Annotated in this window: 27 protein-coding genes and 2 pseudogenes; 13 read left to right on the top strand and 16 right to left on the bottom strand. The window is 62.0% G+C overall.

Annotated elements, in window-relative coordinates:
• The 6 genes and pseudogenes from VFB05_RS13590 to VFB05_RS13565 all read left to right on the top strand — a co-directional run.
• A pseudogene (locus VFB05_RS13590) lies at positions 1–819 on the top strand (aconitate hydratase); the annotation flags it as partial.
• A gap of 43 nt (positions 820–862) precedes the next feature.
• Positions 863–2,191 carry an MFS transporter gene (locus VFB05_RS13585; protein WP_325013176.1) on the top strand — a complete coding sequence of 443 codons (1,329 nt, stop codon included), beginning with the start codon at positions 863–865 and terminating at the stop codon, positions 2,189–2,191.
• Positions 2,192–2,365: 174 nt separating this feature from the next.
• Positions 2,366–2,839 carry a hypothetical protein gene (locus tag VFB05_RS13580; RefSeq protein ID WP_325013174.1) on the top strand — a complete coding sequence of 158 codons (474 nt, stop codon included), beginning with the start codon at positions 2,366–2,368 and terminating at the stop codon, positions 2,837–2,839.
• Between the two features lie 103 nt (positions 2,840–2,942).
• Positions 2,943–3,218, top strand: coding sequence for a hypothetical protein (locus tag VFB05_RS13575; RefSeq protein ID WP_325013172.1), 276 nt, complete (start codon positions 2,943–2,945; stop codon positions 3,216–3,218).
• 227 nt (positions 3,219–3,445) lie between these two features.
• Positions 3,446–3,889: a DUF2721 domain-containing protein gene (locus VFB05_RS13570; RefSeq protein WP_325013170.1), complete on the top strand. Its 444-nt coding sequence runs from the start codon at positions 3,446–3,448 to the stop codon at positions 3,887–3,889.
• Positions 3,890–3,996: 107 nt separating this feature from the next.
• A complete protein-coding gene (locus VFB05_RS13565; protein ID WP_325013168.1) occupies positions 3,997–5,469 on the top strand; it encodes a DUF1254 domain-containing protein in 1,473 nt (490 codons plus the stop codon).
• A gap of 19 nt (positions 5,470–5,488) precedes the next feature.
• Here VFB05_RS13565 and VFB05_RS13560 read toward each other — a convergent pair whose 3' ends face one another.
• From VFB05_RS13560 to VFB05_RS13550, 3 genes are read right to left on the bottom strand one after another with little or no spacing between them, the layout of a single operon-like run.
• Entirely contained in the window at positions 5,489–5,965 is a 477-nt protein-coding gene (locus VFB05_RS13560) for a heme-binding protein (protein WP_325013166.1), read from the bottom strand.
• A 23-nt stretch (positions 5,966–5,988) separates the two neighbouring features.
• Positions 5,989–7,470: an aldehyde dehydrogenase family protein gene (locus tag VFB05_RS13555; RefSeq protein WP_325013164.1), complete on the bottom strand. Its 1,482-nt coding sequence runs from the start codon at positions 7,468–7,470 to the stop codon at positions 5,989–5,991.
• A gap of 3 nt (positions 7,471–7,473) precedes the next feature.
• On the bottom strand, positions 7,474–9,030 hold the full coding sequence (locus VFB05_RS13550; RefSeq protein WP_325013162.1) for a hypothetical protein: 1,557 nt from the start codon (positions 9,028–9,030) through the stop codon (positions 7,474–7,476).
• Positions 9,031–9,238: 208 nt separating this feature from the next.
• On the opposite strand from VFB05_RS13550, the gene VFB05_RS13545 reads away from it, so the two are divergent.
• The 5 genes from VFB05_RS13545 to VFB05_RS13525 all read left to right on the top strand — a co-directional run bounded on the left by VFB05_RS13545 (position 9,239) and on the right by VFB05_RS13525 (position 11,989).
• Positions 9,239–9,982 (top strand): iron-containing redox enzyme family protein, encoded by a 744-nt coding sequence (locus VFB05_RS13545; RefSeq protein WP_325013160.1) that lies wholly within the window; start codon positions 9,239–9,241, stop codon positions 9,980–9,982.
• A 4-nt stretch (positions 9,983–9,986) separates the two neighbouring features.
• Complete coding sequence (locus VFB05_RS13540; protein ID WP_325013158.1) at positions 9,987–10,343, top strand: 2Fe-2S iron-sulfur cluster-binding protein; 357 nt, start codon at positions 9,987–9,989, stop codon at positions 10,341–10,343.
• 38 nt (positions 10,344–10,381) lie between these two features.
• Positions 10,382–10,693, top strand: a complete 312-nt coding sequence (locus tag VFB05_RS13535; RefSeq protein WP_325013156.1) for a ferredoxin — start codon at positions 10,382–10,384, stop codon at positions 10,691–10,693.
• Between the two features lie 27 nt (positions 10,694–10,720).
• On the top strand, positions 10,721–11,098 hold the full coding sequence (locus VFB05_RS13530; protein ID WP_325013154.1) for a 2Fe-2S iron-sulfur cluster-binding protein: 378 nt from the start codon (positions 10,721–10,723) through the stop codon (positions 11,096–11,098).
• A gap of 135 nt (positions 11,099–11,233) precedes the next feature.
• Complete coding sequence (locus VFB05_RS13525) at positions 11,234–11,989, top strand: GntR family transcriptional regulator (protein WP_325013151.1); 756 nt, start codon at positions 11,234–11,236, stop codon at positions 11,987–11,989.
• Between the two features lie 3 nt (positions 11,990–11,992).
• Here the strand turns inward: VFB05_RS13525 and VFB05_RS13520 are convergent, their stop codons facing one another.
• From VFB05_RS13520 to VFB05_RS13495, 6 genes are all read right to left on the bottom strand, one after another.
• A complete protein-coding gene (locus VFB05_RS13520; protein WP_325013149.1) occupies positions 11,993–12,208 on the bottom strand; it encodes a DUF6894 family protein in 216 nt (71 codons plus the stop codon).
• A gap of 169 nt (positions 12,209–12,377) precedes the next feature.
• Positions 12,378–12,623 (bottom strand): DUF6894 family protein, encoded by a 246-nt coding sequence (locus VFB05_RS13515; RefSeq protein ID WP_325013147.1) that lies wholly within the window; start codon positions 12,621–12,623, stop codon positions 12,378–12,380.
• Positions 12,624–12,629: 6 nt separating this feature from the next.
• On the bottom strand, positions 12,630–13,361 hold the full coding sequence (locus VFB05_RS13510; RefSeq protein WP_325013145.1) for a Crp/Fnr family transcriptional regulator: 732 nt from the start codon (positions 13,359–13,361) through the stop codon (positions 12,630–12,632).
• Positions 13,362–13,461: 100 nt separating this feature from the next.
• Positions 13,462–13,662, bottom strand: coding sequence for a hypothetical protein (locus tag VFB05_RS13505; RefSeq protein WP_325013143.1), 201 nt, complete (start codon positions 13,660–13,662; stop codon positions 13,462–13,464).
• A 121-nt stretch (positions 13,663–13,783) separates the two neighbouring features.
• A complete protein-coding gene (locus VFB05_RS13500; protein WP_325013141.1) occupies positions 13,784–13,969 on the bottom strand; it encodes a hypothetical protein in 186 nt (61 codons plus the stop codon).
• A gap of 192 nt (positions 13,970–14,161) precedes the next feature.
• Entirely contained in the window at positions 14,162–14,326 is a 165-nt protein-coding gene (locus VFB05_RS13495) for a hypothetical protein (protein ID WP_325013139.1), read from the bottom strand.
• 116 nt (positions 14,327–14,442) lie between these two features.
• Here VFB05_RS13495 and VFB05_RS13490 point away from each other — a divergent pair, with 116 nt between their 5' ends.
• Positions 14,443–14,820, top strand: coding sequence for a VOC family protein (locus tag VFB05_RS13490; RefSeq protein WP_325013137.1), 378 nt, complete (start codon positions 14,443–14,445; stop codon positions 14,818–14,820).
• 21 nt (positions 14,821–14,841) lie between these two features.
• Here VFB05_RS13490 and VFB05_RS13485 read toward each other — a convergent pair whose 3' ends face one another.
• The 5 genes and pseudogenes from VFB05_RS13485 to VFB05_RS32170 form a co-directional block, all read right to left on the bottom strand.
• Complete coding sequence (locus VFB05_RS13485; protein ID WP_325013136.1) at positions 14,842–15,366, bottom strand: hypothetical protein; 525 nt, start codon at positions 15,364–15,366, stop codon at positions 14,842–14,844.
• An 11-nt stretch (positions 15,367–15,377) separates the two neighbouring features.
• A complete protein-coding gene (locus tag VFB05_RS13480; RefSeq protein ID WP_325013134.1) occupies positions 15,378–15,764 on the bottom strand; it encodes a DUF4345 domain-containing protein in 387 nt (128 codons plus the stop codon).
• A gap of 52 nt (positions 15,765–15,816) precedes the next feature.
• The gene (locus VFB05_RS13475) at positions 15,817–16,542 is read right to left on the bottom strand and encodes a hypothetical protein (RefSeq protein ID WP_325013132.1); all 726 of its coding nucleotides are present in this window, start codon (positions 16,540–16,542) and stop codon (positions 15,817–15,819) included.
• Between the two features lie 78 nt (positions 16,543–16,620).
• Positions 16,621–17,013: a TetR-like C-terminal domain-containing protein gene (locus VFB05_RS13470; protein ID WP_325013130.1), complete on the bottom strand. Its 393-nt coding sequence runs from the start codon at positions 17,011–17,013 to the stop codon at positions 16,621–16,623.
• Positions 17,014–17,157 (bottom strand): annotated as a pseudogene (locus VFB05_RS32170) (helix-turn-helix domain-containing protein); the annotation flags it as partial.
• Positions 17,158–17,260: 103 nt separating this feature from the next.
• Here VFB05_RS32170 and VFB05_RS13465 point away from each other — a divergent pair.
• The gene (locus tag VFB05_RS13465) at positions 17,261–17,632 is read left to right on the top strand and encodes a hypothetical protein (protein ID WP_325013128.1); all 372 of its coding nucleotides are present in this window, start codon (positions 17,261–17,263) and stop codon (positions 17,630–17,632) included.
• Positions 17,633–17,644: 12 nt separating this feature from the next.
• Here VFB05_RS13465 and VFB05_RS13460 read toward each other — a convergent pair whose 3' ends face one another.
• Both VFB05_RS13460 and VFB05_RS13455 read right to left on the bottom strand, forming a co-directional pair.
• Entirely contained in the window at positions 17,645–18,457 is an 813-nt protein-coding gene (locus VFB05_RS13460) for a class I SAM-dependent methyltransferase (protein ID WP_325013126.1), read from the bottom strand.
• An 89-nt stretch (positions 18,458–18,546) separates the two neighbouring features.
• Positions 18,547–19,350 (bottom strand): Crp/Fnr family transcriptional regulator, encoded by an 804-nt coding sequence (locus VFB05_RS13455; RefSeq protein ID WP_414643196.1) that lies wholly within the window; start codon positions 19,348–19,350, stop codon positions 18,547–18,549.
• Between the last annotated feature and the right edge of the window lie 188 nt (positions 19,351–19,538).

Genomic DNA, 19,538 nt, shown 5'->3' with positions numbered 1-19,538 from the left:
CGCACCACGCCGCGCAACTTTCCCGGCCGGTCGGGCACCGAGGAAGATTCCGTCTTTCTCTGCTCGCCGGAAACCGCGGCAGCATCCGTGCTCGCCGGGCGCATCACCGATCCGCGAACGTTGCAGAAGGCGCGCCCGGAATTGCACGACCCGATACGGCCGGCGATGAACGCGAAGCTCCTTGAAGCCCCGCTCGCCGTCGAACAGGCGCGAGGTGTCCAGCTTGTCAAAGGACCGAACATCCGCTCGCTGCCGGATTTCGATCCGCTGCCCGACGCGCTTGCGCTGAAGATCCTCCTGAAAATGGGCGACGACGTTTCGACGGATGAAATTCTCCCCGCCGGCGCCAGGGTGCTTCCCTATCGCTCAAACATCCAGAGGATCGGCGATTTCGCCTTCGAGCGGATCGATCGCACCTATGCCGAGCGCGCGCGAGGGTCAAGCGGCGGACACGCCGTGATCGCAGGGCGCAACTACGGCCAGGGGTCCTCGCGCGAGCATGCGGCGGCGGCGCCGCGAAACCTGGGCCTGAGGGTGGTGCTCGCGAAGAGCTTTGCGCGCATTCACCGCCAGAACCTCGTCAATTACGGCATCCTGCCGCTGACATTCGTCAACGCGGCCGATTACCAGCGTTTGCAGAAGGACGACGTCCTGCGTGCGGACAATCTGCGCCGTGCGCTGAAGAGCGGCGAGGACATTGCACTGGATTGCCGCGGCGAGTTGCGGGCACGCCACGGCCTCACCGCGCTGCAGATCGATGTGGTTCTGGCCGGCGGGCTGATCAATTGGCGCAGGAATGAAGCGCAGGCTGCTGCATAAACGGCGCAGGTCGTCACTTGCGCACGACAGAGCGAGGAAAAAATTGGCTGATTACGATGAAGCCCCGACCCGGGCCCAGATCACCAAGGTGGCGGTCGCAAGCATCGTCGGCTCCATCATCGAGCAGTATGACTTCCTGGTCACGGGCGTAATTGCGGCGACCGTCTGGAGCGGCGTCTTCTTCAAGCTGCCGCAGTATGCGGCCGCGGCGGCGGCGATCAGCGTTTACGGCATCGGCATCATCATCCGCCCGATCGGCGCCTACGCGTTCGGTCATCTTGCCGACCGCTACGGGCGCAAGGACGCGCTGGTCTATGCGCTGGTGTTGATGGGCGTCTCCACGCTCCTGATCGGGCTCACGCCGAGCTATGACACCATCGGCGTCATCGCGCCCGTGCTTCTGATCGTGTTTCGGCTGGTGCAAGGCATCAGCTTTGGCGCCGAATTCGGCACCGCCGCGACCTGGGTCGCGGAACAGGCGGCGCGCTCGCGCTTCCGGGCCTTCTGGAGCGCGTGGGTCGGCTTTGCCATTCCCATCGGACTGATCCTTGGCTTCGGTTCGGTCATTGTCGTGAAGTCGCTGATGCCTCAGGAAGCCTTCACGGCATGGGGCTGGCGCATCCTGTTTGTGCTCGGCTTCCTGGTCGCGATCGTCGGCGTCTTCATCCGAAGGCGCACCGAGGACAGTTTTGTCTTCGAGCGCCACCGGAGGCGCGAGGACGTGTTGCAGTATCCCGCGACGCAGGTCTGGCGCGATATGCCGCTCGTCATCCTGCGCGCCTCGCTCGTCAATGCCATGTTCGGCGGCGCGTTCTTCCTCTACTTCGTATTCGGCACGAGCTACATGAAGGCGGTCGGATTCGCTGGATCGGAGCCGGAGCAGATCGGACTGATTGCCGCGGCCTTCATGCTCGTCTTCATGATCATCGGCTCGTGGCTGGCCGACCTGATCGGCCGTCGGGCGGTGCTGTTGATTGCCGCGGTCGTCCTCTTGCTGTTTGCAATTCCTTACTTCTATCTCGTCGATACCGGACGCTTCCTGCTCGCGGCGGTCGGCGAGGTCATAGGCTTCGGGTTCGTCTTTGGATTTGGCTATGGCGCGATCCCCGCGTTCTATACCGAGATCTTTCCGACGCGCTATCGCGCCTCGGGTGCGAGCGCCGGCTACCAGATCGCGCAAGTCTACGGCGGCGGGCTGATCCCGATCCTCGCCGGCCTGGTCCTGAAGGCTGTCGGGATTCATCAGGCCTATCTCTACATCGGAGGCCTCGTGATGGTGTATGCGGTGCTTGCGATTTTCGCCATCGTCACGACGGCGGAGACCAGGAAGGTCGATCTCGAGGGCATCATGACGCCGTCGCCGCGCGCCTGAAGGCCTGTGGAGTGGGCTTGACATTTTCTACCCCACTTGGCCGCTTGCTCGCCAAGCGAATGTCAAATCCCAAACTCAACCAGAAACCTGTATTTGCTAGTGGTCCTTTTCATTCTAACATTCGCAAAAGTGCCGGCTGCAAAGTGATGCGAATGTTAGAACCGGACCACTAGAATGGACTCCTTTACCGTCCCTCCAGCGCTGAAGCGTCCGAAGGGCGACATCATGGCGGCGAGGATCGAGGTGCCGATCGTCGTCGCAATGATTTACGGGATTTTCGAATTTAACCGCCTGGGATGGTCTCTGGAATATTTCCTCTACACGTACGCCGCGGTGCTGGGCGGCGTTGCCGCCTCGGCCGGCCTCTTCACCTACTTCTTCCTGATTTCCGTGGAGAGGAGCAGCCGCCGCAAAAACCTGCTGCGGCTGTTTGGATCTCTTCCCTACCTCTATTCGATCTACATCATGGCGGTTCTCGGCCTTTACACGATCTTCGAAGGCCTGATCAGCAAGTTTTCGTTCTTGTCGATGATGGGCGGAGTGTTGTGGGTTTTTGTCGGATTTCACCTGTTCTATCGGTTCTATCTGGTGACCGAAATCGTCAGGCTTCACGATGAAGGCGCGAAGTCGCAAAGCGCGGGCCTGTGAGCTGAGAGCTGCAATCGTCTGCCGGCGTTCAAGCCGGAACCCGGAACCTTCGCCGTCGGGCATCCGTTAGCCCATCAAGGGAAACGTCAGGTGAGGTGTTCGAATGATCTCCGATCATGCGAAGCATCAGGGCGTGCGGCCGGTCTGGGTCGCGCTCGCGATCGCGGTTTTCGGAATACTGGCCATGCTGGTGGTCGACCACGGCCCGTGGTCGCGTCCGCATGTTCATACCGCCCAGCTTGTCGATCAGCACCCGACAACGCAGCAGGCGGCGCGTTCGGCCGGCGCCGACGTTGCGCCGACCAAACCGCGTGACGCAGTCGAGCCGGATCCGTCCATGCCGGCGCAAGTCGAGCCGGCCAATCCGAAAGCGGACTAGTGGTCCGATTCTAGCGCGGATCCGCCGCGCCACCAGCCGCTTTGCAGATTTGCTTTCCGCCGGCGCGTAGTCTCGTTGTTTCCGCTAGCGCGGGGCCTGCCGCAGCCATGTCAGTAACACTGACCATTTTCGCGCGCGACCCCAGGCGATGGTCGCACGCGTGGATCGTGATAATAAAAGGGCGCTGCTCATTGCGAGGCAGGGGTCCGCGACGGGGGTTAAGGAACGTGGATAGTCTGGTTAGTCTGGCGCCTTCACTCAATCAGCTGTCCAGCATCATCGGCAGCGTCGCTGCGCCGGCGTTTCTTCTGGGCGCCGTCGCGGCATTCATCTCCGTTCTGATCTCGCGCATGAACCGCGTGATCGACCGCTCGCAGCTCCTCAACAAGATCAGCGAATCGGACAAGGAAAGATCCTTTCTCAAGGCGGATCTTCCGCGCCTCAAGCGCCGGGCAGAACTGCTCAACAGGTCGGTGTTGTACGCCACGATCAGCGCGATCGTGACCGCCCTCTTGATCATCGTGGCGTTCATCAGCGCCATGCTGCGTCTCGCGCATGAGTATGGGGTCGCGATCCTGTTCGTGGTGGCGCTCTCGTTCTTTCTGCTGGCCTTGATCGATCTTGCCCGCGAGACCCGGATGGGCCTCCGCGATTTCGACCACCACGCATAGCACCGGGCAGCAAGCGGCTTTCGACCCCGCGGGCAGGGAGTGTTGAGCTAAATCAAGGCACTTGAGGCCCTGAAGGGTCGACTGAGGCATCGATAGCGGAGGATGCCATGAGTGCCATCGATGGAAACGACGGAAAAATCGCGCCCGATCGCCGCAACGTGCTTCTCGCCGGCAGTGCGCTGGCTTTCGCGTCGGCGTTCGGATCAAGCGCCGTCATCGATGTCGTTCACGCGCAGGCCGCGAACAGGCAATCTTCAATCAACGAACAGGAGGCGCGCGCCATCGCTGTCGATGCGTATCTGTATTTTTATCCGCTGATCCTGATGGATTTGACCCGCAAGCAATCGACCAACATCGAGCCTGGCAAGGAAATCGCCAAGGGTCCGATGAACATGTTCGTCAACGTGGCGGCCTATCCACCCGCTGACATGAAGCTCGTCGTGCGGCCAAACTTCGATACACTCTATTCGCCCGCGTGGCTCGATCTGACCAAAGAGCCGATGGTGGTTTCCGCGCCGGACACCGGTGGCCGGTACTACCTGCTTCCGATGCTCGACATGTGGACGGATGTCTTTGCCTGCCCCGGTTGGCGAACGACGGGAACGAAAGCCGGCGACTTCCTGGTCACGCCGCCCGGCTGGAGCGGAAACGTGCCCGCCGGCGTATCAAGGATCAGCGCACCGACGCCGTTCGTGTGGATCATCGGACGAACCAAGACGGATGGACCTGCGGACTATGACGCGGTCCACAAGATACAGGCCGGCTACCGGATCACGCCGCTGTCCCGGTGGGGCCAGCCGCCACAACCGGTGGACGTGCGAATAGATCCGACCGTCGACATGAAGACGCCGCCCAAAACCATGGTCGACACGATGCCTGCCGACAGCTTCTTCTCCTATGCGGCCGACCTTCTCAAGGTCCACCCGCCGCATATCACCGACCAACCGATCATCGCGCAACTCGGCAAGATTGGCTTCGAGCCGGGCAAAAACTTCGACCTCGACAAGGCCGATCCGGCCATTCGCGATGCTTTCACAAGCGCACCGAAGGACGCGCAGCAACTCATGGCATGGAAGCTGCCGACGCTGGCGCGCGTCGTGAACGGCTGGTCCATGAACACCGACACCATGGGTGTTTACGGCAACTACTATCTGAAGCGCGCCATGGTCGCGCAACTTGGCCTTGGCGCAAATCTTCCCGAAGACGCGATCTATCCGGTCAACCTCGCGGACCAAACCGGAAAGCCGCTGAGCGGCGCAAACAAGTACACACTTCACTTCGACAAGGGCGAAACGCCGCCTGCAAATGCCTTCTGGTCAGTGACGCTGTACGACGAGGACGGCTTCCAGGTTGCCAACACGCTCAACCGGTTTGCCGTCAGCAGTTGGATGCCATTCAAGAACAACCCGGACGGATCGCTCGACCTTTACTTCCAGAACGAAAGTCCCGGCGCCGACAAGGAGGCCAACTGGCTCCCGGCGCCAAAGGGTCCGTTCAACTTGACGATGCGGCTCTATGCGCCGGCATCGGAGGCGCTCACCGGCAAGTGGAATCCGCCACCGGTCAAGCCGGTGCTGTGACCAGAGGCTGTCCGCGCGTTCACAGCTTGATGTCGGCTTGAACCAGCACGTTGTGCTTGGCGCCGAAATGTTCGGCCAGCGCCGCGAGCGCGGCGACGCCGCACGCGGTGTCCTGCTCGCCATTGCCGCCGGATAGCCCAATGCCGCCGACGACCTCGCCGTCCACCACGACCGGAAAGCCGCCGACGAACACCGCAAAGCGCCCCTCGAAGCTCAGTTGAATGCCGAATGCCTCGTTGCCGGGCAGCGCCGGGCCGTTCGGCGTCTTGTTGAACAGATGCGTCGAGCGCTTGTGGCCCGCGGCGGTGAACGCCTTGTTCCAGGCGATCTGCGGTCCCGTGATGCGCGCGCCATCCATGCGCTCGATCAACAGCGGGTGGCCGCCGTCGTCGGCGATGCACACGGTCTCGAACACCTTGATCTCCGCGGCCTTCGCGATCGCAGCTTTTGCCATCAGCCTTGCTTCAGCGAGTTCGAGCTTGAATGTCTGTCGCATGTCGTCGTCTCTTCTTTAAAAAGTTAGATGCCGCGGTAGATGGTCTTGATCTGGGTGTAGAACTCAAGTCCCGTGCGCCCGGACTCGCGGAACGTCGAGGTCGAGGACCGTTTGACGCCGCCGAACGGCGCGTTGATCAGGTTGCCGGTCGTGGTGCGGTTGATCTTGACTGTGCCGGATTCGATGTCGCGCGCAAAGGCGTGCATCAGCGCGGGATTTGTCGTCGCGATCGCAGCCGACAGGCCATACTCGCTGTCATTGGCTTTCGCAATCGCATCCTCATAACTCTCGACCTCGATCAAGGCGAGCACGGGTCCGAAGATTTCCTCGCGCGCGATCCGCATGTCCTGCGTCACATCGGTGAACACGGCAGGCGAAACATAATAGCCGCAGCTATAGCCAGGACCGCTCAGGCGATCGCCGCCGGTGAGCCATTTTGCCTCGCGCTTGCCGATCTCGACATAACGCAGCACGGTCTCGAGCTGCCTTGCGGTGGCGAGTGGGCCGATGTCATTGCCCGCCGTCAGGCCATTGCCGATCTTGAGCGTCTTGATTTTCGCCAGCAGCTTTTCGGTGAAGGCGGCCTTGACCGCGCGCATGACAAGCACGCGGCTGGTGCCGGTGCAGGCCTGCCCCGTGAGCGAGAGCCCGCCCTTGACGGCTAGGTCGACCGCTCTGTCGAGATCGGCGTCGTCCATCACGATCAGCGGGTTCTTGCCGCCGAGCTCCATCTGCGTGCGTGTGGTGATGCCGACCGAGCGGTGGATCGCTTCGCCGGCCGCGGTCGAGCCGGTGAACGAAATCGCGCGCACGACAGGCGGCGTCGTGATCGCGGCACCGACATCGCTGGCGCGGCCGCTGATCAGGTTGAGCACGCCTTTTGGTAATCCGGCGGCGACAAACGCCTCGGCGAGGCGATAGCCGGACAGCGGCGCATCGGAGGAGGGCTTGAACACGACCGTATTGCCGGTGATCAAAGCAGGAGCGATCTTGCGCGCCGGGATCGAGACCGGAAAATTCCACGGCGTGATGACCGAGACGACGCCGAGCGGCTCGCGCTCGGTGTAGACGATCATGCTGGCGTCATCCTGCGGAAAAACCTCGCCGGCAAAGGATTGCCCCTCGACCGCGTAAAACCGCAGCGTCTGCGCCGAGCGCAGGATCTCGTCCCTCGCGAGATTGACCGGCTTGCCCATCTCGCGCGTCATCTCGATGGCGAAATCCTCGGCGTGGACGTCGAGATAGTCCGCAGCCTTGTTGAGGATTTTTGCGCGCGCGGAGATCGAAGTCTTGCGCCAGGCGGGGAAAGCCATTGCTGCCGCGCGCACGGCGGCTTCGGCGTCTTTCGCGGTCGAGGCCGGAAAGCGGCCGACGATGTCGCTGGTGTCGGCCGGATTGATGTTGTCGAGCCACGCGCCGTTCGAGGCGGCGACCCACTCGCCACCGACGAGATTGTTGAAGGACGCGACGTCGGTGCGGCGCGGCGCCTCAGTAAGAAGGCTCATGGTTCAGCTCCAGAACAGGACGGCACAGACGGTCGCAACGAACAGGCCGGCGAGGACGGGCAATAGCAGTGCGCGCACGGTTTCGAGCACGGAGACGCGGGCAAAGCCGGCCACCGCGATCAGCGACGACCATGCGATCAGCGTTCCGCCGCCGGTCCACACCGCGCCCATCTGGCCGACCGCGCAAAGCGTTGCGACATCGAGGCCGACGGCGGGCGCGAGCGCACCGGAGAGCGAGCCGGTGAGGGGCAGGCCGGCGAAGCCCGACCCGTCGATGCCGGTGATCATGCCGACGATGAGCACGCCGAAGGCAACGAGATAGTGGTTGTGCGGGATGAACGTTTGCGCGGACTGGATGAGATCGAACAGCAGCGGCGGAGCCTGCCCCGAGGGCACGTTAAGGATTCCGGCGGCAAGATCGCCGCCCGCGCCCATGAAGAAGAAACCGGCGATCGGCAGCACCGATCCCATCGCCTTGAAGGCGAAGACGAACCCATCAGTGATGTGATCGGCGCAGACGTCGAAACTCTTGCGGAAGCCTTCGGCTGATATCGTGGCAAGGATCATCAGCACGGTACCCATGCCGCCGACCAGAGCGGCCGCATCGCCGCCCTTGAGTTCCGTGAAGATGCCGTGAAAGCCGAGTTTTGGCGCCACCATCACCGCGATCACGGCGGCAAAGCCGAGCGGGGTGAGAATGGCGAACAGCTTTGACCAGCCCGCGCGCGTTTTGTCGGTCAGCGGCAGATGATGGCGTAGCCTGTCGTCGATCGTGGCCGGCTCATCGTAGGCTGTCGCCTGCGCGAGCTCGGCCTTGTCGAACGTACCCTGAGACTCCAGCCGCTTGGCGTCGCCGTTGCCGGACTGGCGCTGCCATTTTTCCAGCAGCGCTTCGCTGCCCGGCTGGATCAGCTTGCGCCTGCGGATCGAGAGATAGGCGAGGAGCAGCGCTACGCCGCCCGCGATCAAGGACAGCGCGAGCGCGCGATCGGCAACCGCTGCAGCGGTCACCCCGGCGCCGGCCGCCTTGGCGCTGATGGCAGGCGCCACGCCGATCACATAATCCGACGACAGCGCCATGCCCTGGCCTGCGATCGCAATCGCCATCGCGCCTGCCTGCGGCGATAGCCCGACGGCGATCGCGGCCGGCAACAGCACGGCTGACACCAGCGGCACCGCCGGCGTCGGCCAGAAGAACAGCGAGATTACGTAAGTGACGGCGGCGAGGATGAAGAAGGCCTGATGGCCGTTGCCCATGATCGCTCGAAAGGGCTGCACCATCAAAACGTCCGAGCGCAGCGTCTTCAGCGCGTTCAGCAATGCCGTGATCAACGAGATCACCAGGAAGATGTTGAACAGCTCCTTCGCCGCGACAAAGCTGGCGTTGAAGATGCTGGAGACGGCGCTAACCGGACTTGCCGACCAGGCCAGCGCCACGACAAAGGTCGCGACGACGGACGGAAGCACGACATTGGCGCGCAGGACCATGGTCAGGACGACGGCGGCGATGCCGGCGAGATAGGCCCAGTGGGCCGCCGTTATCACGATGGGGTGGGTCATTCGGCTATCTGCCTCAAAATTGTATACAATGTTCCGGTATCGGCCGGCCTTGAGATGGCCGGCTCATTCCCCTGTTGAAAGCCGCGTGCCCTTCTGGAGGCGATTTTCGGCTGCATTGACATGCATCAAGATTGTATACTATATACAGTTGTAATTGCAACCCGATCGCGTCCGCGATCTTCCGGTCCTGGCCAGAGGGAGTGCCGAGATGCCCGAATTGATGAACCACGTGGAGTTCCGCACCGCGCTCGAAAACGCCATCAAGGGCAAGAGCGCCAACAAGGCGCCGTTCAGCGTCGCCTGGGCGAGCGGCAAGCTCAATCGCGAGCATCTGGCGCGCTGGGCGGAGAACCACTTTCATTATGTCGGCCCGTTCGCGGACTATCTCGCTTATGTCTATGCGCGCATGCCGGACCGCTACACGGAGGCGAAGGATTTCCTGCTCGCCAACATGTATGAAGAGGAGATCGGCGGCGATCGCCATACCGACCTTCTGATCCGCTTTGCCGAAGCCTGCGGCACCACGCGCGAGCGCGTCACCGATCCCGACAACATGTCGGCGACCACCCGCGGCCTGCAGAGCTGGTGCTATGCGGTGGCGATGCGCGAGGACCCGATCGTCGCGGTCGCTGGTCTCGTCGTCGGCCTCGAATCGCAGGTGCCTTCGATCTACCGCCGGCAAACGCCGACGCTGCGCGACAAGTACAAATTCAGTGACGAAGAGGTCGAGTTCTTCGATCTGCACATCGTCTCGGACGAAATCCACGGCGAGCGCGGCTATCAGATCGTGCTGGAGCATGCCAACACGGTCGAGCTGCAGCAGCGCTGCCTGAAGATCTGCGAGATCGGCGCGCAGATGCGGCTGCTCTACACCACCGCGCTGTACTGGGATTACGTCGCCAAGGACATTCCGATCGAGCAGCTCGAAATGACCGAGCGCAAGGTGGCCTGAAGAAGTGCCGCTCGTCACCCTGCATCGCGATGGCCAGACCCATCAGGGCGAGGTTGCCGACAACAGCAACCTCGTCGTGAAGGCGGGCATCCGGCAGTTTCCCTATCCGCACCTGCGTTACGGCTGCGGCATGGGGAAATGCGCCAAATGCGCATGTCGCGTGCTGAACGGCGCCGAGCATCTGCCCGAGCCGAACTGGAAGGAAAAGCAGCGGCTGGGTCCGCATCTCGATGAGGGCTATCGCCTGATCTGCCAGCTCTGGCTCAACCACGACATCGAACTCGAGCAGCCGAAGGAGCCTCTGCAGCCGGCGAAAGTCGAGGCGACGAAGGCCGAAGCGCCAACCGACCAGCAACCGTAACGCCCGCATCATTATCCAGGCCCGACAGCGAGGGTGCCATGTATGTGATCCTGACCAGCAAGCCCGGCCAATTCAGGACCGAGATCACCGAGGGCTTGAAGCCGTGTGAGGCCTACGACTACCTGTTCTACGGGGTGAAGAAGGCGCATTTCGTCATCGCCGAACTCGTGCGCGACGACACCCGCATCCGCGTCGTCGAGGACGTCAGCGAGATCGTCAACAACGTGCCGTGCAAATTCCTGGAGAAATTCGACACGCGCGAGCGCGCGTATGCCGAGCTCGAGCACCTGACGACCTTCGGTCACATGGAGACGAGCCTGCGCAAGACGGCAACATCGGCTGCCGCCTGATGCATACGCGATGATCCAACCCGAGCCATGATCAAAGTCACCTTCATCACGAACAACTCCAAGACGGTCGAAGCCCCCGACAACAGCAACCTCTTGCGCGTGTCGCTGCGCGAGCAGGGCGGCATTCCCTTCAAATGCGGCGGCGGATTGTGCGGCACCTGCCGCTGCCGGATCGAAAGCGGCATCGAGAACACCGACGTCATCAAGCCGAAGGAGCGCAAGCACCTGACAGATGCGGATTTCGCCTCGGGACATCGGATGGCGTGCCAGACGTTTTTGAACGGCGATGTCAGCGTGTCCTGGATTCCGCTCGCCGATCGCGTTGCGAAGACGTCCGCAAGCGAGCCTTCTGCCAGTCCCGTCGCGCCGGCGGCCTCGGTCGCCGATAGCGGCACCGATTCGTAAGGAGAAAACTCGCCGCCTGCCAGCTCGGTGCAGCAGCGAGCCAAAGCTTGTAATATGGGCCGCGAACGCTATCTCCGATTCGGTGCGCGCGGGCAGTGTCGCGGGACGCATCGAGGTAAAGGCAGGCAAGTCGTCATGGCCGTTGGTTCTGGATCGTTCAATCGCCGGATCGGTGAGGAGCATTCGTCCCTGCATGGCCAGGTGATTGCCGAGTTGCGCCGCGCCATCATGACCGGACGGCTCAAGGCCGGCGAACGGCTTGTGGAGGGAAAACTCGCCGACGAACTCGGCGTGTCCCGCAATCCCGTGCGCGAAGCCATCAGAGTGCTGGCCTCGGAAGGCCTGGTCGACATCGCCGAGCGCCGCGGCGCGTCGGTTGCGATCATGTCGGATCAGGAGGCGCGAGAGACCATCGAGGTGCGTGCGCTGCTGGAAGGACAGAACGCACGGCTCGCGGCGCGGCGGCACGACAAGGAGCTGATCAAGCGCATCGAAGCCGTGCTGAAAAAAGGCACGGCCGCGGTCGCCGCCGGCCGTTTCGATCAGCTGTTCGAATTGAACCAGCAATATCACGACGCGCTCGCCGCCGCCGGCCAAAATCGCGTGCTTGGCGAGGTGCTGCTGAAGCTGCGCAACCGCACCGCCATGCTGTTTGCGCCGATGTCGCCGTCGCGCCAGTCGCGCTCGTGGTCCGAACACGCCGACATCCTGCGCGCCATCATCGACGGTGACGAGCGCGCCGCGGCTGCGCTCGCGGCCGAACATGTCATGCGTTCGGGTGCGGATTTTCTGGCCGGGCTCGATGCGCTGGCCGAGCCTTCCGCCCCGCGTGCGAAGCGCGGCGAAAAATCGGCGGCCTCGCGTAGGGCGCCGCTCGTCGTCAGCGATTAAGACCTACCGCAGCTTGCGCCCGTCGATACTGATCAGATAGAGCGGGCCCTCCGCATCCCTGACCTCGACCACCCACTTGCCGTCCGGCTCGAGCGTATCCTCGATATCGCGGACGAGACGCTTTGCCGACAACCAGGCCTCTCCCTCGTTGGGAAGCTCCTCGCCGATGTCGTCGTCATATGGCTTGCCGTTGCTGATGCGAAAGAAGTAGCGTGACATTGTCCGAAGTGTGAAGTTGCTCCTCCCGACAATTGGCGTGCGTTACTTTCGTTCCCTCAACTTGAGGTGCGTTGCTGTCCGCGGCTTTCAAATTTGCCGTGCGGCAGGACCAGCGGGCGTGGAGGATGCCGACTTAACATGTGTCGGGTTGCGGGATTGGCTCGGCGATCTAGCGGCGGAACCCGGCGGTGTTCTCGACGTCCAGCCTGATCGAGATCTTGAGGGACGGCGCGTGGTCCTCGCGGACATCGATGACGACGTGATCCGAACTGCCCGCCATGAAGGCCTCACGGGCGATGGAAGCGCCGGTTTCGACCGCTTCCTTGCGCGCGGCCTTTAAGTCCACGAAGTCCTGCCCGTCGTCGTCATGGGTGATGCGGCCGGCTTCCTCGATATCGAAATGAAAATGCGGCATGGCGGATCAACTCGCTGGGGACTGATGCAGGTAACGATCGTCGAAGTCCGCCAGTTCCTGAAATTTCGCTTCATTGAGCACAGTCACGCGACCGCGCTGAAACTCGATAATTCCATCTTCCCGCAATTGCTTGATCACGCGGTTGACGTGCACTGCGGTAATTCCGAGCGCCTCGCCGATCTGTTCCTGGGTCAACGGCATTTCGAAGCTGTCGCCGTTGACGCGCTCAATCACCTTGAGCCGTTCGCGCAACTCGGCCATCACATGGGCGAGGCGCGACGGCGCGGGGCGCTGGCCGACATTGACGATCCACTCGCGGAACATCGCCGCGTCGATCAGGGTGTCGCGCCAGAAGATCTCGGCCAGGTTGGGCCGCCGGCGATGCAACTTCTGCAGCACGTCATGGCGGATGAAGCCGAGCGTGCACGGCGTCAGCGTGACGAGATCGTGGTCCATCACGTGCAGGAACAGGCTCATCAAGTCGGGGATCTCGCCGGGGATATGGATCGAGAGGATCTGCCGCTTGCCGTCGGTGAGCGTTTTGGAGCGTACGCAGAAGCCTTCGGCGATCAGGCAGCAGTCGGTCGCCGCCTCGCCGTCGGCCACGACCGTCCGCTCCGCCGGGAATTGCTTCACCGCAATCGGGAGCGCGTTGATTTCGCTGACGTCCTCGTCCGTAATCCCGGCTAAGGCGCGCAGTCGCCTGACAAGCGCTTCGCGGATTTCATCACTGTGCACACAGGAGCTCCGGCTATCGCATTTGGCTGCACTTGGAACGGTGGCGCTTACGGCGCCGTTCCATGGAAACCCGCGGGCCCGACCGCCTGTTCCTATGAAATCAGGGCGCGCGCGACGATGTGCCTCCGCGGTCGAGCGTCGCAGCAATAGCGGCTTCGACCTCGATTGCGAGCGTGCCGAGATGGTCGGCCAATCGCGCGAACAACTCCCGTTTAACCGGATCGGTTGCAAGGTCCCTGATCAGCGCGCACTCGGCCGCATCAGTCCGGAGCTTTTCGAGATGAGCCTTCATGTCCCGCATTGCAAAACCTCCCGGGAGGGAAGGCTAGCAAGCTCAGGGAAGGCGGCCTCAACAAATGTTAGTCCGGCGGGACTTTGGCTGGCCGCGAGAAGGAAGCGCAGCGAATTTCGGTGTCGGGGTGTCAGCGCATGCTGACGAACTTGGCCCAGACGCCTGCGAGAATCGCGGCAACCAGCACATAGTACGGGCTGTCGCAGAACGTGCCGCCATACTGGCACATCGTCGCGCCGAAACCGCCGAGTTCGTGCTTGCCGGCCATGTAGAAAAGGCCAGACAGGATTGCGAGCGCTCCAGCTACAAAATACATCTTAACCCTCCGGTGAAGGGGTCAATCTCGGTTGCATCAACAGCAAACGGCGGCGCTGGTCACCGTTCGCCTCTCAAGGCCGAACCCGGCGCGAGGCCGTTTCGAATCTGACCGTAGCTTAGAGAAAATTGCTTAAATTGTGTTAGCGGGCGCGGGCCGCCCGTTCGCGCCGCCCCCAGGTTATTTTGGATGTTATTTTGGACCGGCCGTCCTTTCGGTATGGCAGCCGCCGCGGCCACCGGCCACGCACACGAGATGGCAGCTTGAATCGAGCGCGCAATCAAGGAAGAACCACGCAAAATAGGAGGCGATGACGACGAAGGCGATCCACAGCGTTGCCTTGGTGGGTCGATCCATGCGCGCGCCCCGATAGAATGATCGTGAACATTCAGGAATAAGGCCAATTGCCGTCACACTCGTGAAGTGGATTTGGCCAGAATACCGGCAGCGTGGCCCAAAGGGGAGAAGCGATCGTGAGTGAGCTGAAGTCCGTGGAGATCAAGGCTTTCGTACCGGCGCGCGACTTCGAACTGTCCAAGCAGTTCTATCAGGATCTCGGCTTCGAGCTCGCATGGTCCAGCGAGGGCCTCGCTTATCTCAGTCACGGAAATTGTTCGTTCCTGCTTCAGAAACATTACGTCAAGGAGCACGCCGACAACTTCATGATGCACATGATCGTCACTGACGCCGATGCCTGGTGGCGTCATGTCGAGGCGAAGGGAATTCCGTCCAAATACGGTATCAAGGCCGAGCCGCCGGAGGACCGCGAGTGGGGCCTTCGCGATTTCATCCTGATCGATCCGACCGGCGTGCTCTGGCGGATCGGGTCGGACATTCCGGAAGCCAAGTAGATTGCGCCGCGCCGTCAGGCCTTATTGCTTCGGAAGCTCTCGCAGGCCGGTCTTGATTTCGTTCAGATCGTTCAGCTCCTTGCAGTTCTTCAAGAGCGGAGCGACTTCCTTGTTGCCCTGCGCCTTCACCGTCCGCAGCAAAAGCGCCACCGACCGCCGCGCGCTTTCTTCGAGCTCAAGTCGCTTTTCCCGCGTCAGGGGCTTTGCGATCGCCCCTTCGATTTCCATCGTTGCTTCCTGGGCCTGCACGTAGCTCTTCCTGGCTTCGACGTTGGTCGTAAGCGTCGAGAGGCCGCCATACATCAGCGAACATTCGGAAAAGCGGCGCACCAGCCTTTCGCGCAATTCGTCGCCCTCCTTGCTTTCGTCGATCGCGTTCGTGATTGCCCTGGTGACGTCAAGCGCGGCCCAAGTGGTGTCGGCGCGTTCGGCTGGTTGGGCCTTGCCCAAGCGATCGGACTGCGCGTGGGCCGGGCGCGGCGAGACCAGCATGGCGGATAACGCGCCAACAATCAGCAGCAAGATCACCCGGGAACCGTCGGACATCGTTGAATCCTCTAATCTAGCGCTTTGCCGGTGGCGTTCAGCCGCGCTTGCCACCAGATGAAAAAGGGCGCGCCAACGATTTCCAAAATCGTAAATCCAACAAAGGGCAGCGGCGGAATAGCAAGAAAGAGCATTGATGCCAAGCGGCCTATGCCGCCCAGAAAGATCATGCCCCACAGCACGCGGAACAGAAGCGTCTGCTTTTCGATTGACGGAATGATCCAGTAGAGCGCCAGTCCGAGGCCCAGCCAAACGCCCGCAAAGAAGCGCAGGTTGCTGTCGAGCAGGGCATTTGAGGGGATGCCGGCCGAGGTATAGAGCGGATCGCTCAGGCCGAACATGCTGATGATGCCGGTGAGCACGGGGATCGCGCCGAGCAGCGCCATCGCGATCTGCAAGTTACGCTTGTTCATGCCGCCCCCTCAAAAGACCTCTCGGCTAACGCCCAATCTAGTCGCCTTCCAGCAGCCTGCCATAACCCTTGATGCCGCAATTCACGCCGGCCGTGCGCAGCGCGTGCCACATCATGGCTGATGCCGCCGAGATTACGGGCTTTCCGGTGTCGTCCTCGAGCACCTGCAATGCATCGAGAGTCGGCATGCCGACGCCGGAGAGAAAAATCACGTCCGCCTCGGGATGGTCGACCTGGCGCGCGATCGCATAAGCGCGCTCGCTGGTCTCCTCATAGATGTTGCGCACGTCGGCGAGATGGCCGGAGCTTACGACCTGAACGCCGCAATCCTCGAGATGCTGCCTGCCGCGCGCGGTCATGTCGGCCGAATAGGGCGTCGCATAGGCAACACGCCGGCTGCCGAGATGCGCGAAGGCGGCAAGCACGCTGCCAAAGGCGGTGATGAAACGCGCCCCGCTCAAGGTTTCCATCCGCGCGACCAGTTCGGCTTCGCGCACCTGGCCGAGCGTATAGCTCGTTGCCGTGTGCGCCATCGCGATCACGGCAGGCGACACCATCGACAGCAGCTTGACGCAATCGGGCACGCTCGCGACCTGGCTGAGGTTGCGTTCTTCCTGGCCGGTATGCGTGCCGGCCGGGCCCGCCGCCGACATCCGGGTGAAGTGAAGCGATACGCCTTCAGGCGCGAGCTCCATCATTTCCGGCTCGAGCGTTGGATTTCCCGGCGGCACCAGAAATCCGATCCGTGCGCGCCATCCCTTCATGTTCGATTCCTCTTCCGCATTGTCAATCGGTGCGCTCTGATCGTGAACTTAGACCATAATCGATGAATCCTCGCCTTGTTATTTGATCAACCGTCCAACCAGAGATTCCAGCATCAGATCGCTTGAAGCGCGCACGTGGGCGGCGGTTTCGCCTTGAAAAAAAAGGGTCAGGACGCCGTTCGATGCGGCCCATACCGTACGCGCGGCCGTTTCCGCATCGGTGCGAAGCCTTCCTTCGGCGGCCAGACGGTCGATAATCCCTCGAAGCAGTTCATATCCGCTCGAGCTCACGGATGGATCGATCCGGGCTGTTTCGATCATCAGTCGAAATTGGTTTGGATAGGCGAGCGCAAAGCCGATCCATCCATTCCAGCCCCGCTCGAGGTCGGCCAACGCGTCTTCGGTCGGGCGCAAGGAACGCTTTTGCGCGAGAAACGCCTCCACGATGCGACGAACCAGGGCGCGTTGCAACCCGTCCTTGGCACCGAAGTGGTGATAGAGAGTCGGCGCCGTGACGCGTGCTCTTTCGCAAATCGCGCGCGTGGTGAGCGCTGCCGGTCCTGCTCTTTCGAGAAGCTGCAGCGCGACCTTCAGGATTCGATCCGATGTCTCCATTGTCCCGACGGGTTGACTCTATAGCGGCGTTATACAAGTATATATAGCGATGATATAGCGCGCCCGTAGGGGTGACGCAACACGGATGGCGCGGAGGTGAAAAATGCGGCTGCTCGCGATTGTGACGATCCTGAATGTCATGACGTCGCTTGGCTTTGCCACGGCCGGGCTGGTCCGGCCGGAGGCGATTTTGCCGGTCGGCCTGTCTGCGACCCCCGCCGTGACCACCTTCGCGCTCTATGCGTTTTCGAGGTCGCTGGTGTTGGCCGGCTGCGCCGTCGGAGCCGCCATCAGGAGACGGGGATCTGAGCTTTGGCTACTGGGAGCTATCGGCGCCCTGGTGCAAATTGCTGACGCGGCCGTAGGTGCCTATTCGGCGGATATCGGCAAGACGATCGGCCCGCTTGTCGTCGCCGGCTTGCAGGTTTGCGCGCTGGCGGCGGCGAGGCGCAATCCAACGTGGGCGGCGCAATGAGGCGCCGGCAGCCTAGACCGAAGCCATGATGACGTGGGCCTGAATCTTGGCTGATATCCTGCCGCTTCCATGCTTGTCTGCAATTGCGGCTTCGACCGTGTCGGTTGCCGATTGCAGTTTTCCCGGCTCCCGTGCCTCGATCTCGCTTCGCAGCAGCGTTCCCTGACAATAGGCAACGGCCACGATGCGCGCCGAGGGGGCAGGGCTTTGTTCGGCGCGTGTCTCGATCGTCACGCGGGAGAAGCCGGCGTCGTCTAGCTCGCGGCGGATCAGCGCCGTGTCGTGATAGCCGTGCGGCGTGCGCGCCATGAAGCGCGGCGGATCGTCCGGAAAAATCCGTGCGAGCGCATTCGTCACATCGTCGGCAAATACGTTTTCCTCGATGCGATCCCAAACGCTGAACAGAAAATGTCCGCCTCGTTTCAACACCCGCCTTGCTTCGCGATAGCCACGTACGCGGTCGGGAAAGAACATCGCGCCGAACTGGCAACATACGAGATCGAAGCTCGCATCTTCAAACGGCAGCCCCAGGGCATCCGCCTGACGCCATGTGATGCGCGCGTCCGGAGGCTGTTGTGAGGCGGCGTAGTCGATCATCGGCTGGTTGAGATCGGTCACGGTATAGCTCGCGTCGCTGCGCAGTCGCGGCGCCAACGCGCGGGTGACAACCCCGCTGCCCGCGGCGATTTCCAGAACGGCGCCTGGCGACAGAGCGGCGGTGCGCCGCGCCATATCGGCGGCGTAGGGCGCGAAAATCAACGGCACCATATAGCGGTCGTAATTTTCCGGAATCGAGCCGGCGAACAGCTTGTCAGCTTCCAGCATGGCCTCTCGCCCTATTTGGCGGTCGCTATGGCGGCCATATGATTGGCTGTGCATTGATGAGTCCACGGCCCAATTCGCCGCAGGCCGGGTTAATTCGGCGTCGGCTGGGTCGCGATCTTGTTCTGCGCGATGATACCTTCCAGCCGCGCGATGTTTTCGAGCAGCCGCTGGCTGGTCAGCACCAGGAAGTAATAGCCGAACTGCGGATTCTGGAAGTAGATCTCGAGCAGCTTCTCGTAAGTGATTGTCAGCACATGGCCGTCCTCGAGACAGGTGACGGTCGCCGTCCGCTTGTTGTCGGGCGACAGGAAACCGAGTTCGCCCATCAGCCGGCCCGGCGGCAGCTCGACGCTGATCTCTTTCACCAGGAATTTGCCGGTGACGGTCAACATCATTTCGTTGGCGGCATCGTCCTTTTTGAACAGCACGTCGCCCTGCTTGTACTTGCGCTCGGTCATGAACGGCTTCAGCCATTCCATCGAGGTATCGCCTTGCGTCGCGCCGCGCGCCATCTTCACGAGCTGGAGCATCTGGCGCAGCCGCCAGGCGTTGATCGGAACCATCAAGAGATAGAGCAGGAAGGTCGTGATGTTTCCAGCGAGCGCGCCGAAGCCGGCGAAGAAGGCGCAGCCGATCATGTTGGCGACGCGCAAGGGCACCATCGTCTGGGTCAGAAGCGTCGCGACAAAGAAGATGGCGCCGATCAGCGCGAGCAGGTTGGCGAGCGTGATGTTGGCGAGGAACAGTTCGAGCAGGCGGTTGAAGATCGCGTCATAGGTGACGTTGTTGGGGTCGAGCCCCAGCTGGATCAGGATCTTGGCGACCCGCAAATTGTCGGCCGCGGTGTCGAGGATGCGGTTGAGAATCGTCGACACGTCTGCACTGGGAGTCATGACCATTCCTTGCACAAAAATTGCCGTATCCCGCCTGTTTTTTCGGCTGCCTGTCAGAAATCACAGGGCTGCCACCTTGCCGAAGGCGGCGGGTCGATTCCAACGATCAAACTATACCCCGAAAAAACCCGGGTAAGAGCCGGTTTGCAAGCCTGAATCCGCCCGGTTCAGGCCGATTGTTCGCCCCG

The organism is Bradyrhizobium sp. (assembly GCF_035652035.1).
Classification (GTDB): domain Bacteria; phylum Pseudomonadota; class Alphaproteobacteria; order Rhizobiales; family Xanthobacteraceae; genus Bradyrhizobium.
The sequence above is the reverse complement of the archived record's forward strand: the minus strand, read 5'-3'. Positions and strand labels throughout refer to the sequence as shown.

Bases quoted from the DNA above. Each gene is read 5' to 3' on its own strand.
- VFB05_RS13580 (WP_325013174.1), top strand. From the start codon at position 2,366: ATGGACTCCTTTACCGTCCCTCCAGCGCTGAAGCGTCCGAAGGGCGAC.
- VFB05_RS13575 (WP_325013172.1), top strand. From the start codon at position 2,943: ATGATCTCCGATCATGCGAAGCATCAGGGCGTGCGGCCGGTCTGGGTC.
- VFB05_RS13565 (WP_325013168.1), top strand. From the start codon at position 3,997: ATGAGTGCCATCGATGGAAACGACGGAAAAATCGCGCCCGATCGCCGC.
- VFB05_RS13560 (WP_325013166.1), bottom strand. From the start codon at position 5,965: ATGCGACAGACATTCAAGCTCGAACTCGCTGAAGCAAGGCTGATGGCA.
- VFB05_RS13555 (WP_325013164.1), bottom strand. From the start codon at position 7,470: ATGAGCCTTCTTACTGAGGCGCCGCGCCGCACCGACGTCGCGTCCTTC.
- VFB05_RS13550 (WP_325013162.1), bottom strand. From the start codon at position 9,030: ATGACCCACCCCATCGTGATAACGGCGGCCCACTGGGCCTATCTCGCC.
- VFB05_RS13545 (WP_325013160.1), top strand. From the start codon at position 9,239: ATGCCCGAATTGATGAACCACGTGGAGTTCCGCACCGCGCTCGAAAAC.
- VFB05_RS13535 (WP_325013156.1), top strand. From the start codon at position 10,382: ATGTATGTGATCCTGACCAGCAAGCCCGGCCAATTCAGGACCGAGATC.
- VFB05_RS13530 (WP_325013154.1), top strand. From the start codon at position 10,721: ATGATCAAAGTCACCTTCATCACGAACAACTCCAAGACGGTCGAAGCC.
- VFB05_RS13525 (WP_325013151.1), top strand. From the start codon at position 11,234: ATGGCCGTTGGTTCTGGATCGTTCAATCGCCGGATCGGTGAGGAGCAT.
- VFB05_RS13520 (WP_325013149.1), bottom strand. From the start codon at position 12,208: ATGTCACGCTACTTCTTTCGCATCAGCAACGGCAAGCCATATGACGAC.
- VFB05_RS13515 (WP_325013147.1), bottom strand. From the start codon at position 12,623: ATGCCGCATTTTCATTTCGATATCGAGGAAGCCGGCCGCATCACCCAT.
- VFB05_RS13505 (WP_325013143.1), bottom strand. From the start codon at position 13,662: ATGCGGGACATGAAGGCTCATCTCGAAAAGCTCCGGACTGATGCGGCC.
- VFB05_RS13500 (WP_325013141.1), bottom strand. From the start codon at position 13,969: ATGTATTTTGTAGCTGGAGCGCTCGCAATCCTGTCTGGCCTTTTCTAC.
- VFB05_RS13495 (WP_325013139.1), bottom strand. From the start codon at position 14,326: ATGGATCGACCCACCAAGGCAACGCTGTGGATCGCCTTCGTCGTCATC.
- VFB05_RS13485 (WP_325013136.1), bottom strand. From the start codon at position 15,366: ATGTCCGACGGTTCCCGGGTGATCTTGCTGCTGATTGTTGGCGCGTTA.
- VFB05_RS13475 (WP_325013132.1), bottom strand. From the start codon at position 16,542: ATGAAGGGATGGCGCGCACGGATCGGATTTCTGGTGCCGCCGGGAAAT.
- VFB05_RS13465 (WP_325013128.1), top strand. From the start codon at position 17,261: ATGCGGCTGCTCGCGATTGTGACGATCCTGAATGTCATGACGTCGCTT.
- VFB05_RS13460 (WP_325013126.1), bottom strand. From the start codon at position 18,457: ATGCTGGAAGCTGACAAGCTGTTCGCCGGCTCGATTCCGGAAAATTAC.
- VFB05_RS13455 (WP_414643196.1), bottom strand. From the start codon at position 19,350: ATGACTCCCAGTGCAGACGTGTCGACGATTCTCAACCGCATCCTCGAC.